The sequence below is a fragment of the Streptomyces sp. DH41 genome (assembly GCF_029813785.1).
GTDB lineage: Bacteria > Actinomycetota > Actinomycetes > Streptomycetales > Streptomycetaceae > Streptomyces.
The window spans coordinates 1-13,433 of record NZ_JARVKY010000016.1 but is presented as its reverse complement, the minus strand read 5'-3'; the positions used below and the strand labels follow the sequence as shown (position 1 = coordinate 13,433).

Genomic DNA, 13,433 nt, shown 5'->3' with positions numbered 1-13,433 from the left:
AGATCCGCCGGAGCCGCTCGGCCCGCACCGCACACCTACACGTGTACAGGAACGCACGACCCCCGTTGATACGTTCCACGCTCCACCGAATGATCACGCAGACGTTATCGAAGAGAGACACGTCGTCGCAGCTCAGGGCAGGGTTTCACGCTGGGTTCAAACCCTGCCATTCACACCGTCGTAGGCAGCGCTTTCGCGCCATCCTCGGTCACCCGGGTGGCCCCGAAATAATCAGGGGTGTCGATCGGATCGAACCGGATCACCGCGCCCGGCCGCGGTGCGTTGATCATGTACCCGCCGCCGACGTACATCCCCACGTGCCGGATGGCCCGGGAGTTGGTGAGGTCGTCCGAGAAGAACACCAGGTCACCGGGGAGCAGTTCGTCCCGTGAGGGATGCGCTCCCGCGTTGTACTGGTCGTTCGCGACCCGGGGCAGCTCGATCCCCACGCTCTCGAACGCCGCCTTGGTCAACCCCGAACAGTCGAACCGCCCTCCCTGGTCGGCCGTCCCGTTCCCGCCCCACAGGTAGGGCGTGCCGAGCTTCTTCTGCGCGTAGGCGATGGCACCGGCGGCCTGCTCGGAGGGATCGACCCGGGTGGTGGGCGCGGCGAAGCTCTTCTCGAGCGTCGTGATCACCTTGACGTAGTTCTGCGTCTCCTTGTACGGCGGCACGCCCTGGTACTTGATCACCGCGTAGGCCCCCGCGTTGTAGGAGGCCAGCATGTTCTTGGTCGGGTCCCCGGGCACGTCCTTCACGTACGACGCGAGGGAGCAGTCGTACGACGCCGCAGACGGGATGGCGTCGTTCGGGTCCCACACGTCCCGGTCCCCGTCCCCGTCCCCGTCGATCCCGTGGGTGGCCCACGTCCCGGGGATGAACTGCGCTATGCCCTGCGCCGCCGCGTGGCTCTGCGCCTTCGGGTTGAAGCCGCTCTCCTGGTAGAGCTGGGCGGCGAGCAGCGCCGGGTTGATGGCGGGGCAGAGATTGCCCCACTTCTGCACGAGCGGCTGGTACGCCGCGGGCACCGACCCCTTGGCGAGCTTCTTGGAACCGCCACCGGCGCCGCCGGCGAGGTCCCCGGCGACGAGATAGACGCCCACGACGAGCAGCATCACGAAGCCCAACCCACCCGCGACCGCGACCCCGGCCCCGACCCACATCTTGCGCATGGCCCAACCCTCCCCCATGCCCGGCCCGTTCAATAACACTTTCCGGCCATGTCTCCCCCCATTCGGGCCCGGCCCTCAGCCATTGGAGCACTCCGCCCACAGCAGCTTCCCGCCCTTCGAGGCACCGAGCTCGCGTAGTACGGAGACGCCGACGGAGTCCGCGCAGGCCCGCACCAGGTGCAGACCCCGGCCGCCCTCGGCGTCTTCCGGCGGTACGGCGCCGAGTTGCTCCCCATCCCCGAAGCCGGGCGGCACCCTCCAGTCGTTGTCCCACACGCCGACCCGCAACCGGCCCGGCTCGCGCGACAGGATGCGGAGGGCGTAGGGGCCGGTGGTGTGCAGATGGGCGTTGGCGAGCAGCTCGGCGGCCAGCAGTTCGGCGGTCGGCACGAGCTCGCCGAGGCCGTGCGCGGCCAGGGTGGCACGCAGGGTTGTGCGGGCGATCCCCGGTGCGCGTGGATCGTGCGGGAGGTGGAGGGTGTAGCCCCAGGACGGGTTTACGGTGGCCATGGAAGTCTCCGTTCGGTGCGGGTAGTTGGAGCGTGAGTGGGTTGCCCAGTGGCATGCCGGTCCGTCGACCGGTGCGCTTCTGGGCGGGGCGCCAGTTGTAAGCTAGAGATGTTTCTTAGATGGCGCTAGAAAAGAACTTAGACACCACTCATGTGAGTGACAGAGAGGCATGGAGCGCGTGAGAAGCAACCCGACGGGCCGTCAACTCCGATTGGGTGCTGAGCTGCGCAAACTGCGAGAGCGGGCCGGACTGACCTCGACACAGGCCAGTCGCCTCCTCGGTGTTCAGCAGAACCAGATCAGCAACGTGGAGGCCGCACGGGCCGGTGTGAGCCCCGAGAGGGTCCGCACTCTCGCCTGCCACTACGACTGCGGCGACAAAGCCCTGGTCGACGCGCTCGGCGACATGGCGGCCGAGCGAACCCGGGGATGGTGGGAGGAGTACCGGGAGCTTCTGCCTGCCGCACTGCTGGACCTGGCAGAGGTCGAGCACCATGCCGAGCGCCTGCGCACAGCCGTCACGCTGCACATTCCCGGCCTCCTGCAGACAAGGGACTACGCCCGCGAGGTCTTCCGCCAGGACGTCCCGGAGATGTCGCCGCCGGACATCGAGCACCGGATCTCGTTCCGCGTCAAGCGTCAAGCAGTGCTCTACCGGGACGCTCCGACACCACACCAGGCCACCATCCACGAGGCGGCACTTCGCATGCGGCTCGGCGGCCCTGAGGTGGCGCGGGCTCAGCTGCACCACCTTCTCGACATGAGCGAGCGCGACCACATCACGATGCGCGTACTGACGTTCGACGCCGGCATCCTCCCGGGGTCGGGCCAGTCCTTCTACTACTCAACAGGCCCCGTACCGCAGCTCGACACCGTCCACCTCGACCAGTCCCACGGCCCGGTGTTTCTCGACTCCGGCGCTCAGCTCGACAAGTACCGGCTGCTCCTCGACCGCATGGAAACCAGCGCACTTCCGCCCGACAAGTCACGGGATCTCATCCACGAGATCGCGCAGGAACTGTGAGGAAGGTCGATATGAAGCAACTCGCCTGGCAGAAGTCCTCCTACTGCGCACAGGGTGACTCCTGCCTCCACGTCAGCGTCAGCGCCACCGGCATCCATCTCACCGAAAGCAGCGACCCCACCGGCTCCATACTCACCGCCACCCCCGCCGCCTTCGGCTCCCTGCTCACCGCGGTGAAGTCGAACACCCGACCGGCAGCCATCCAGGTCTCCTTCACTCGCGAGGATGACGTCGACACCCCCGTCCGCATCCACGGCACCGGCACCCCGGGAACCGTCGTCACGACGGATCGTCAGAAGTGGGAAGCCTTCGCCCTCGGCGTGCGGGCCGGCGAGTTCGACCACTTCGCAGAAGGGCCCAACGACGCGACCACACGACAGGTTGCGCTCCAGCCTCATTGCCCGGCGTAACCATACGTGATACACAGAGTGACCATACGACTCTTTGGACACCGGTCCACGCCACCCTGTTAGGGCCCGGCGTGGACCGGTGGCAAGCTATTCGTACGAAACCCGCCAATCAATGACGCCAAGTCGACATACGCCGGTGTCATTGTCAGCGACAATGAGGCTTGACCTCTGCACGTCCGCAGAGGGTGCGGAACTACCCAACAGGGGCGGTGACTTACATGCTCTTTGCGGCCGACGAGGGAGACATCAACACGATCATCGGGGGGATCGCTCCGGACTGGGGCCCCTTCGGCAGTCTGGGCAACGAGGCCAAGATCATGATCGAGGTGGTGATGGCGGTCGCCATTCTGCTCTGCCTCGGCATCGCCATCTGGGGTGCCGCCAAGCAGCGCATCGGCGCCACCGCGCTCCGCGACACCTTCAGCGCGGAGCAGGGCAAGGGCCTCATCGTCGCGGGCCTCACCGGCGTGTTCATCATCGGCTCGCTCGGCACGCTCTTCACCATCGTGTACGGGATGGCCGTGTAGCCCGGTGAACATACCCGTCTCTCGTCCATCCCACCCGCCCGTCGTGCCAACCGGCTGAGGTTGCGTTTCCCTGATGTCGAGTCACCACACCGCGCCCGCGCGGGAACCAGCGCGGCTACCGTCGTACTTCTACGGCAGGCACGACGTCGAGGGGGCGTACACGGCATGAGTCTCGGAGACGACCAGCACTCCTCCGGCGGTTACGGCGGCACCGGTCAGACACGGACCCGGCTGCCCGACGGGGGCGACGACGGTTACGGCGGCCCCCGACGCGGCGGCCGCTCGTCCTCCCGCGGCCTGGTCACCGTGGTCGGCGTCGTCGTCCTCCTCCTTGCCGCGATCGCCTTTGCGAACCGTGGAGGAGACGATTCCGCATCCCCGGACGACGGGGCCGCGGACAAGCCGAAGGCATCGTCTACGGCGCCCAGCGGGACACAGCCGGTAAAGGCGGGCTTCGCCCATGACCAGCAGGGGGCGCAGAGCGCGGCGGCGAACTACGCGGTGGCGTTGGGCTCTGACGGCATGTTCGACAAGGCCAGACGACACGAGATCGTCGACACCGTCTATGCGCCAACTGTCGCCGCCACCCGGCAGACAGAGCTGGACGGCGCGTACTCGCGCCAGGAGCTCCTGGCGAACATCGGCCTCGACAAGAACGGCAAGGCACCGGCCGGTCAGACCTTTGTCTCGCGCGTGATCCCGGTAGGGACCAAGATCACGGAGTCCAGTGCCGAGAAGGCCACCGTCGAGGTCTGGTACACCTCCCTCTTCGGGCTGTCCGGTGGCAACTCGACGAACCCGGTGACCGAAAGTTGGTACACCACCACGTATCAGCTCACGTGGACCAACAACGACTGGAAGGTCACCGACTTCCAACAGAAGGACGGACCCGTGCCGGTCGGTCGCGATCAGAGGGCCTCCACTGCCGACGACATGACGAAGGCCGTCGAGGAGTACGGAGGGTTCACGTATGCGCGCTAACCACCGCGCCCTCAAGGTCACAGCCGCTGTTGCAGCAGTGCAGGCCGCCACGGTGCTGCTGGCCACCCGTGCCTTTGCCGCGCCCACCCCCACGCCGACGGACACCGAGGACCCCTGTGACCTCATCCGCGGCCCCGCCAAGGACTACTGCGAACGAGGCGAAGGCGGCGGCTCCACCGGAGGCGGCGGGGAAACCCCCGACACCCTCCCCTCCTCCCTCGACCCCCTCTCCTCCCTCGCCAAGGGCTGTGCCGACGCCGCCGCGTGGACCGTCGACGTCCTCAGCGACGCCGTGAAGAACACCGCCGAAGTCGACTTCACGAACGGCACGTTCCTCAAGCAGTACGCCGTCGTCTTCGGAGCGTCGGCGATCCTCACGCTGATCCTCTGGCTTCTGGCGGTCGCCAAGCGCGCCATGCGCGGCGTCCCCTTCACCACCGCGCTCTCCGAGGCCGTCGGGTTCCTCTGGCTGACCGTCCTGGCCTCGGCCTTCACGCCGCTGATCCTGTACACGGTCGTGTCCGCGACCGACGCCGTGACCGAGGTTCTGGCCAAGGGCACCGGCGATCAGACGGACACCTTCTTCGGCACGTTCTCCCAAGCGCTGGAGCAGGGCGACGACATCGGCGGCGGCCCCATCATGCTGATCCTGGTGTCGTTCGTGTCGATCATCGCCGCGGGCGTGCTGTACCTGGAGCTGTATCTGCGGGCCGTCCTGCTGTACGTCGGTGCCCTGCTCGGTGTCGTCGTCTACGCCGGCCTGGTCGACAAGAACCTGTGGGGCCATGTCCGCCGCTGGGCGGGCATCATGATCGCGATCATCATGGTGAAGCCGGTGATCGTCATCGTGCTGGGCCTCGCCGGCGCGCTGACCACGGAGGAGGGGCCCGACTCCGTCGCCGCCATCGTCTCCGGCCTCGCGATCATCCTGCTGGCCATCTTCGCCTCCGCGATGATCTACCGCTTCGTCCCCGGCTTCGGCGACGAGATCGCGAACAGCCGCAACAACCGCCTCATGCAGGGCGCCGAGGGCAAGGCCGCGGCCGTCATGAGCTCCCCGGCGAACCTGGTCGCCCAGGGCATCAGAACCCACAGCACCCGCCACAACGGCGACGGCGGAGGCGGCGGCCAGTCGTCGTCCTCCTCCGCGTCCCGTCCCTCGAACCCCGCCTCCGGCGGAGTCGCCGCGCACAGCACGCGCCCCTCGAACGGCGGCGGCGGAAATGTCCCCTCCGCCGCACCCGCACCGCGCTCCGGCAGCCCGGTGAACACGCCCCACGCCAGCACCAACCGCAACACCAGCGGTAGCAACAGCACAGGAGGTGACGGGCGTTGACGACCGAGTCCCACGTGTCCCATCCGGTCACGCGCCGCCGTACGTATCTGATCGGCCGCGCCCGGCCGAACGCGATCGTCGGCCGCAACCGCGAGACGGGTGAGATCGCGCTGATCGTCGTCGGCGCGTTCCTCGGCATGATGAGTGGGCTCCTCGTCCCCGTCCTGACCCTGCGGATCGTGCTGCTCGTCGGTTTCCCGATGCTCGCGCTGGCGGCGGTCTACGTGCCGTACAAGCACCGGACGTTCTACAAGTGGTTCGAGATCAACCGCAGCTTCAAGCGGACGCTGCGCCGCGGTACCACCTACCGTTCCGGCGCCGTCGAGGCCGGCACCAGGATCGACGGGCGGGAGGTCGAGGTCGGCCCGCCGCCCGGCATCGGCCGCATCACGTGGCTGGCGGCGCCCTTCGGCCCCGACGAGATCGCCGTACTGCTGCACGCCGACCGCAAGACGGTGACGGCCGCGATCGAGATCGAGGGACCCGGCGTCGGCCTGCGCGACTCCGAGGACCAGGAAGCCCTCGTCGACCGCTTCGGCACCCTGCTCAAGCACGTGGCCAACGGCGACGGCTTCGTCACCCGCATCCAGATGCTCGCCCGCACCCTCCCGGCCGACCCCGACGCGCACGCCAAGGACGTCTCCCAGCGCGGCGACGAGAAGTCGCCGCCGTGGCTGAGGCAGTCGTACGACCAGCTGCAGTCCATGGTGTCCACCAGCAGCGAGCAGCACCGCGCCTACCTCGTCGCCTGCATGCACTACACCCGCGAGCTGGCCGCCGAGGCGCACACCATGGCCCGTGCCGCCCGGCCGCAGAACGGGCGCAAGCTGGACCGGGACGCGGGCCTCGCGGTGGTGATGGCGCGCGAGCTGACCGACATCTGCTCCCGCCTCCAGGAAGCCGACATCCGCGTACGCCAGCCGCTGGGTCAGGGACGGCTCGCCTCCCTCATCCACGCCATGTACGACCCGGACCACCCCATCGACCACATCCAGGCGATGACCAAGCGCAACGCCTGGCCGGCCGAGCTGGACGCCATGGAGCCCACCTACCTCCAGGCCAAGACCCGCGAGTCCTCCACCCGCGCCCCCTGGTGCCACGCCACCGCCTGGATCAAGGAGTGGCCGATGACCCCGGTCGGCGTGAACTTCCTCGCGCCGCTCCTCGTCCACACCCCGGACGTCATCCGCACGGTCGCCGTGACGATGGACCTCGAACCCACCGAGGTCGCCATCGAACGCATGCTGACCGAGAAGACCAACGACGACGCCGAGGCCTCCCGCGCCGCCAAGATGAACCGCACCGTCGACCCTCGCGACATGGCCGCCCACTCGCGTCTCGACCAGCGCGGCGAGGACCTCGCCAGCGGCGCGGCCGGCGTCAACCTGGTCGGCTACATCACGGTCTCCTCCCGTTCCCCCGAGTCACTGGCCCGCGACAAGCGGACGATACGAGCCTCGGCCGGAAAGTCGTACCTGAAACTGGAGTGGTGCGACCGTGAGCACCATCGCGCCTTCGTGAACACACTTCCGTTCGCCACCGGCATCCGAAGGTAGGGGCTGAGCCTGATGCGGGACCCGCTGTCCGTCCTCACCGAAGCCTTCACGTCCTTCCTCTTCGGGAAGGTCGAGTCGACCCGCCTCCCGGTCCGTACCTCCACGGGCCAGGCGCAGGCCGTCTACCTGCCGACCGCCGCACCCGGCCTCGGCGACTCCGGCGTGATCATCGGCCGCGAGGTCTACTCCGGCAAGGGCTACATCTACGACCCCTTCCAGCTGTACGGCCAGCAGCTCCCCGCCCCGCACTGGCTGGTGCTCGGCGAGTCCGGCAACGGCAAGTCGGCGCTGGAGAAGACGTACGTGCTGCGCCAGCTCCGCTTCCGCGACCGCCAGGTCGTCGTCCTGGACGCCCAGGGCGAGGACGGGGCCGGTGAATGGAACCTCATCGCGCAGCAGCTGGGTATAACTCCGATCCGGCTGGACCCGATGGCCGCACTCGACCAGGGCATCCGGCTCAACCCCCTCGACCCGGCGATCACGACGACCGGCCAGCTGGCGCTGCTCCGCACGATCATCGAGGTCGCGATGGGGCACGGCCTGGACGAGCGCTCCGGCTTCGCGCTCAAGGTCGCGCACGCCTACGTCAACGAGACCATCGTCCAGCGCCAGCCGGTCCTCACCGACATCGTCGAGCAGCTCCGCCACCCCGAGCCGGAGTCGGCCGAGGCGATGAACGTCGCCATAGACGACGTACGGGCATGGGGCCTGGACGTGGCGCTGGTCCTGGACCGCCTCGTCGACGGCGACCTGCGCGGCATGTTCGACGGCCCGACGACGGTCGGCATCGACCTCGACGCGCCCCTCATCGTCTTCGACCTCTCCCACATCGACCGCAACTCCATCGCCATGCCGATCCTCATGGCCATCGTCGGCGTGTGGCTGGAGCACACCTGGATCCGGCCCGACCGGAAGAAGCGCATCTTCCTGGTCGAGGAGGCCTGGCACATCATCAACAGCCCGTTCGTGGCGCAGCTGTTCCAGCGGCTGCTCAAGTTCGGGCGACGGCTGGGTCTGTCGTTCGTGGCGGTGGTGCACCACCTGTCGGACGTCGTCGACGGCGCGGCGGCCAGAGAGGCCGCGGCCATCCTGAAGATGGCCTCCACCCGGACCATCTACGCCCAGAAGGCCGACGAGGCACGGGCCACGGGCCGCGTCCTTGGCCTGCCACGCTGGGCCGTGGAGATCATCCCGTCCCTCACCCCCGGCATCGCCGTGTGGGACGTCAACGGCAACGTCCAAGTCGTGAAACACCTGATCACCGAGACCGAACGCCCCCTGGTCTTCACCGACCGGGCGATGACCGAGTCCTCCGCCGACTTCAACGACGACGCCCTGCGCGCCGCCGAACTGGAGGCGGAGGAACGGGCGGCGGCCTTCATGGAACAGCACATCGGCGACTCCTCCGAGTCGACGGTGGCGTAGGAATCCGGACCGACGGCGGCGCAGGACTCCGGACCGACGGCGGCGCAGGACTCCGGATCGACGGCGGCGCGGGAAGACGGGAGCGGCCGGACGCATGAGACGGGAGGGACCGGACGCATGAGACCGGACGGACCGGGCGACCATCACAGCAGGCGGCCGGCCCAGCAGGGCGGCATCCCCGACGGCCTGCTCCTCGGCATCCTCGCCTTCATCCTCGGCATGACCGTGCTGGTGTGGACGGCGACCGGCCTGTCCGCCCTCTTCGCCCACGGCTCCTGGCCGGCCGGCGTCAGCTTCTCCGGTACGCCCCTGGCCCTGCGCCACCTGATCTCCGATCCCCAGGACATCCCCGGCGCCTGGCCGGACACCCCCGAGACGGCACTCTCCGGGTACGGGCTGTTCTGGGGGCTGTTCATCGGCCAGATGATGGTGCTGGTGGTCCTGACCGTCTTCGTACTGGGCACGGTGGCCCGCTGGCGGGCGGTGCGGCAACAGCGGCGAGCGTCACGCCCTGAGCCACGACCGAAGCCGACACCTGAACCGGCCCCCACCTCTACACCGGCACCGGCGCCGGCGCCGGCACCGATGCATGAGGTACCGGCGCACGAGGTACCGACCCCGAGATCACCACGCCAGGAGACACCGCCGGCAGAGGAGCCCCTGGCCACCACCCTCGCCCCCGCGTCCGCCCCCGCGTCCCACGGTGGGCGGGGCGGCGGGTGGGAGGCGAACCGCGCCGAAGCCACGGTGCACTACGGCCCGCCCGACATCCGCCACTCGACCGCCGTCCACGCGGTACGCGACGCCGCGGGCCCCGCCCTCGTCATCACCTCGAACCCGGCCCTGTGGTCGGACACCAAGGACGCCCGCGCGAAACTCGGCCCCTGCCACCTCTACGACCCGAGCCACCTCTGCGACACTCCGGCACGCCTCCACTGGTCCCCCACCGCGGGCTGCGAGGACCGGCAGACGGCCATGAGCAGAGCGGCCGGGCTCCTCACCCCCGTCCGCCCCACCGCCCGGCTCGACCAGGCGGTCGGCGACACCGCCGAGCTGCTCCTGCGCAGCTACCTCCACGCCGCCGCCATCGACGGCCGCACCGTCCGCCATGTACACCGCTGGTCGCAGGGCCTCCAGATCCAGGACGCCGTACGCGTCCTCCGTACCCACCCCAAGGCCGCACCCGGCGCCGCGGGCGAACTCGAAGGGGCCCTGACCGCCCACCCCGAACGCCGGGACATGGCCCAGCAGCTGACGACCCGTGCCCTGGCCACGCTCTCGACGGTCAACATCCGTGAGGCGTGCACTCCCAACCGAAATGATGCCCTCGCCTTGGATTCCTTCATCCACGAACAGGGAACCCTTTACGTGGTGGGTGAATCCATCGAAGACCCCCGGACGAGCCCGGGCGCGATGCCGCTGCTGACGGCGCTCGTCTCAAGCGTGGTCGAGCGCGGCCGGCGCATGGCCGAACGGTCATCCTCCGGTCGCCTCGACCCACCAATGACGCTCGTCCTGGACGACGTCGCGGCCGTGGCCCCGCTTCCCCAGCTGCCGGAGCTGCTGGCCTCCGGGGCCGACCGGGGCATGCCGACCCTGGCCCTGCTCCGGTCCCGCGAGCAGGGCCGAGCCCGCTGGCCCCACGACGAACTGCCGGTATGACGGCGACGGACTCGTGCACGGGCACGGGCTCGGGCACGGGCACGGACACGGGCACGGACACGGACACGGGCTCTCGGGGCCCGTGTCACCGCTCGAGCACGTACTCCAGCTCGTGGTCACCGGGTACGCCCGCCAGCGGCACCGTCCGCCCGCTCGGCGCGAACCCCGCCTTCCGGTAGAAGCCCTGCGCCCGCCCGTTGTCCGGGTGCACGATCAGCCGCACCGCCTCCAGGCCGCTCCCCCAGGCCCACTCCACCCCGGCGTCGAACAGCGCCCCGGTCAGCCCGCTCCCCCGCCACTCGGGCCGTACGAACACCCCGACCACGTGCCCCTGCCGCCGCTCCACGGGGAACCCGGCCCAGTCTGGCGCCCCGGCCTCCTCGACCAGCACGGTCAGCGTGCCGAGCCACCGGCCCCCGGGCCCCACCGCGACGATCTGCCGCGCCCCGGACGCGCCCTCGGCGGCGTCGGCCGCCCGCTTCTGCCAGTAGGAGTCGGGCCGGGCCGCGGCGTCGTCGTACGTCTCCAGATACGCGAGATGCGCGACCGGGTCCCGCAGCGCGCGAAGCCGCAGCTCCTTCACGGCCGGCCACTCGTCGGCATGTATGGAGCGGATCACGTAGTCACCGGGGACCGAGGCACTCATGCGGGCCACCGTAATACCCGGGTACTACGGCCCTCACCTGATATACGGCCCTCGGAAGGACGCCCTCCGGGCCGGGATCCCCGACCATGGTCGAATGCAGCCCGTGAAGCCCTCGCCGGAAGAACGGCCGGCCGAACCCCTCACCGAGTACGTGCAGCGTGCCATCGATCGAGTACGCGCCTTCGACCGTCGCCGTCCGCTCGTGTGGGACCTGGGCTTCACCGGCTTCTGGGTCACAGCGGCTCTGATCGACTACACCGGCGGTGGCTGGCGCTACAACGCCCACAACCTCGACGTGCCGGGCTGGCTCCTCCTCACCATGAGCCTCGGCTTCTCGGTCACCCTGCTCTGGCGACGCGCCCACCCCCGAACGGTCCTACTCGTCGCCGCGCCGTTCGCCCTCCTGAACGCCTGGACGGGCGCCGCCCTTCAGGCGTCCCTGTTCCACCAACTGTTCCTCCTCTACCACATCGCCCTGCGCCTGCCTCTGCGCAATATGTGGTGGGCGACGGCACTGGTGACGAGCTCGACCTGCGTCTCCCTGGCACGCTACGGAGAGGGAGGGAACCCGTGGCACCAACAGATCGGTTCCCAGCTCCTGTCCATCGGCGTCGTCGCTCTCATCGCCATCACCGTCCGAACGCGGCGCAACTACGCCGAGGCCCGTGAGGACCGCGCCCTCCGCCTGGAGACCGAACGCGACCAGCAGCTCCGGCTCGCCGCCGCCGCCGAACGCGCGCGCATAGCCCGCGAGATGCACGACATCATCGGCCACAACCTCTCCGTCATCACCGGCCTCGCCGACGGCGGCCGCTACGCCGCCGCCAAGTCTCCCGAACGCGCCGCCCAGGCCCTGGACGCCATCGGCACCACCAGCCGTCAGGCCCTGGACGAACTACGCCGCCTGCTCGACGTCCTGCGCGACGAGGACCAGGACGGCACCCAGGTGGCCGAACTGAACCCGCAACCCGCGCTCACCGACCTCGACCAACTCCTCGACGGCGTCCGCAAGGCGGGCCTCCCCGTCCGTACGACGGTCAAGGGCCGTCCCACGCTCCCGGAGGGCCGCCAGCTCACGGTCTACCGCGTCATCCAGGAGGCCCTCACCAACACCCTCAAGCACGCCGGCCCCGACGCCACCGCCCACATCGACCTCTCCTACGACACCGGCGGCGCCGTCGCCCTCACCGTCACCGACACCGGCCGCGGCGGCCCGGTCCCCGCCCTCTCCGACGGCCGCGGTCTGCCCGGAATGCGTGAGCGAACGTCCCTGTACGGCGGCACACTGGAGGCCGGCCCGCGTCAACTCCCCGAGGGGGGCTGGCGCGTACACCTGCACCTACCGGAGGAACCCCCGCAGTGACCACCGTCCTCATCGCCGACGACCAGCCGCTCCAGCGTTTCGGCTTCCGGATGCTCCTGGAGAGCCAGGACGACATGACGGTCGTGGGCGAGGCCGCCAATGGCGCCGAAGCCGTCCGTGCGACGGCCGAACTCCACCCCGACGTCGTCCTCATGGACGTCCGGATGCCCGGCCTGGACGGCATCGAGGCGACCCGGCGCATCGTCGCGGCCGGTGGCCGCACCCGCGTCCTCATCCTCACGACCTTCGACCTCGACGAGTACGCCTACTCCGGTCTGCGTGCCGGTGCCTCCGGCTTCCTCGTCAAGGACGCCCAGCCGGAGGAGCTCCTCTCCGGCATCCGCGCCGTGGCCACCGGCGATGCGGTGGTGGCCCCGAGCCTGACCCGTCGCCTGCTCGACGCGTACGTCCACCATCTGCCGGCCGCCGCCGACCCCGACCCCTCTCCCGATTCGCGCCTGGCCGCTCTCACCGACCGCGAGACCGAGATCCTGCGGGTGATGGGCCGGGGCTGGACCAACACGGAGATAGCCGAGCGCCTTCACCTCGCCGAGTCGACGGTCAAGACCCATGTGGGCCGCATCCTGTCCAAGACCGGCTCGAGGGACCGTGTCCAGGCGGTCATCCTCGCGTACGACACGAAATTGGTGGGGTAAACGCAGAAAACCCCGCACCGTTTCCGGTGCGGGGTTTCCTCGCAATGATTGTTCGGCGGCGTCCTACTCTCCCACAGGGTCCCCCCTGCAGTACCATCGGCGCTGTAAGGCTTAGCTTCCGGGTTCGAAATGTAACCGGGCGTTTCCCCTACGCTATGACCACCG

13 protein-coding genes and 1 rRNA gene are annotated in these 13,433 nt (G+C 69.4%); 10 read left to right on the top strand and 4 right to left on the bottom strand.

Annotated features, from left to right (window positions below):
• Nucleotides 1-170: 170 nt before the first annotated feature.
• Nucleotides 171-1,190 (bottom strand): C40 family peptidase, encoded by a 1,020-nt coding sequence (locus tag QC283_RS24305; RefSeq protein ID WP_279563784.1) that lies wholly within the window; start codon nucleotides 1,188-1,190, stop codon nucleotides 171-173.
• Between the two features lie 57 nt (nucleotides 1,191-1,247).
• Nucleotides 1,248-1,682, bottom strand: a complete 435-nt coding sequence (locus QC283_RS24300) for an ATP-binding protein (RefSeq protein WP_279563783.1) — start codon at nucleotides 1,680-1,682, stop codon at nucleotides 1,248-1,250.
• 169 nt (nucleotides 1,683-1,851) lie between these two features.
• Here QC283_RS24300 and QC283_RS24295 point away from each other — a divergent pair, with 169 nt between their 5' ends.
• From QC283_RS24295 to QC283_RS24260, 8 genes are all read left to right on the top strand, one after another.
• Entirely contained in the window at nucleotides 1,852-2,706 is an 855-nt protein-coding gene (locus QC283_RS24295; protein ID WP_279563782.1) for a helix-turn-helix domain-containing protein, read from the top strand.
• Between the two features lie 11 nt (nucleotides 2,707-2,717).
• On the top strand, nucleotides 2,718-3,116 hold the full coding sequence (locus tag QC283_RS24290; protein WP_279563780.1) for a DUF397 domain-containing protein: 399 nt from the start codon (nucleotides 2,718-2,720) through the stop codon (nucleotides 3,114-3,116).
• Between the two features lie 218 nt (nucleotides 3,117-3,334).
• The gene (locus QC283_RS24285; protein WP_121747793.1) at nucleotides 3,335-3,643 is read left to right on the top strand and encodes a hypothetical protein; all 309 of its coding nucleotides are present in this window, start codon (nucleotides 3,335-3,337) and stop codon (nucleotides 3,641-3,643) included.
• 165 nt (nucleotides 3,644-3,808) lie between these two features.
• Nucleotides 3,809-4,624 carry a hypothetical protein gene (locus QC283_RS24280; protein WP_279563779.1) on the top strand — a complete coding sequence of 272 codons (816 nt, stop codon included), beginning with the start codon at nucleotides 3,809-3,811 and terminating at the stop codon, nucleotides 4,622-4,624.
• On the top strand, nucleotides 4,614-5,960 hold the full coding sequence (locus QC283_RS24275) for a hypothetical protein (protein ID WP_279563778.1): 1,347 nt from the start codon (nucleotides 4,614-4,616) through the stop codon (nucleotides 5,958-5,960). The genes QC283_RS24280 and QC283_RS24275 overlap by 11 nt, the downstream gene beginning before the upstream one ends.
• Nucleotides 5,957-7,516: an SCO6880 family protein gene (locus tag QC283_RS24270; protein WP_279563777.1), complete on the top strand. Its 1,560-nt coding sequence runs from the start codon at nucleotides 5,957-5,959 to the stop codon at nucleotides 7,514-7,516. Before QC283_RS24275 ends, QC283_RS24270 begins: the two co-directional genes overlap by 4 nt.
• A gap of 12 nt (nucleotides 7,517-7,528) precedes the next feature.
• Nucleotides 7,529-8,941: an ATP-binding protein gene (locus tag QC283_RS24265; RefSeq protein WP_279563776.1), complete on the top strand. Its 1,413-nt coding sequence runs from the start codon at nucleotides 7,529-7,531 to the stop codon at nucleotides 8,939-8,941.
• Nucleotides 8,942-9,058: 117 nt separating this feature from the next.
• Nucleotides 9,059-10,603: a type IV secretory system conjugative DNA transfer family protein gene (locus QC283_RS24260; RefSeq protein WP_279563775.1), complete on the top strand. Its 1,545-nt coding sequence runs from the start codon at nucleotides 9,059-9,061 to the stop codon at nucleotides 10,601-10,603.
• An 85-nt stretch (nucleotides 10,604-10,688) separates the two neighbouring features.
• Here the strand turns inward: QC283_RS24260 and QC283_RS24255 are convergent, their stop codons facing one another.
• Nucleotides 10,689-11,249 carry a GNAT family N-acetyltransferase gene (locus QC283_RS24255; protein WP_279563774.1) on the bottom strand — a complete coding sequence of 187 codons (561 nt, stop codon included), beginning with the start codon at nucleotides 11,247-11,249 and terminating at the stop codon, nucleotides 10,689-10,691.
• A 94-nt stretch (nucleotides 11,250-11,343) separates the two neighbouring features.
• On the opposite strand from QC283_RS24255, the gene QC283_RS24250 reads away from it, so the two are divergent.
• Together QC283_RS24250 and QC283_RS24245 are read left to right on the top strand one after the other, a co-directional pair.
• A complete protein-coding gene (locus QC283_RS24250) occupies nucleotides 11,344-12,612 on the top strand; it encodes a sensor histidine kinase (RefSeq protein ID WP_279563773.1) in 1,269 nt (422 codons plus the stop codon).
• The gene (locus QC283_RS24245; RefSeq protein ID WP_279563771.1) at nucleotides 12,609-13,268 is read left to right on the top strand and encodes a response regulator transcription factor; all 660 of its coding nucleotides are present in this window, start codon (nucleotides 12,609-12,611) and stop codon (nucleotides 13,266-13,268) included. Before QC283_RS24250 ends, QC283_RS24245 begins: the two co-directional genes overlap by 4 nt.
• A gap of 50 nt (nucleotides 13,269-13,318) precedes the next feature.
• On the opposite strand, the gene rrf is transcribed toward QC283_RS24245, so the two are convergent.
• Nucleotides 13,319-13,433: ribosomal RNA gene (gene rrf / locus QC283_RS24240) — 5S ribosomal RNA — on the bottom strand; the annotation flags it as partial.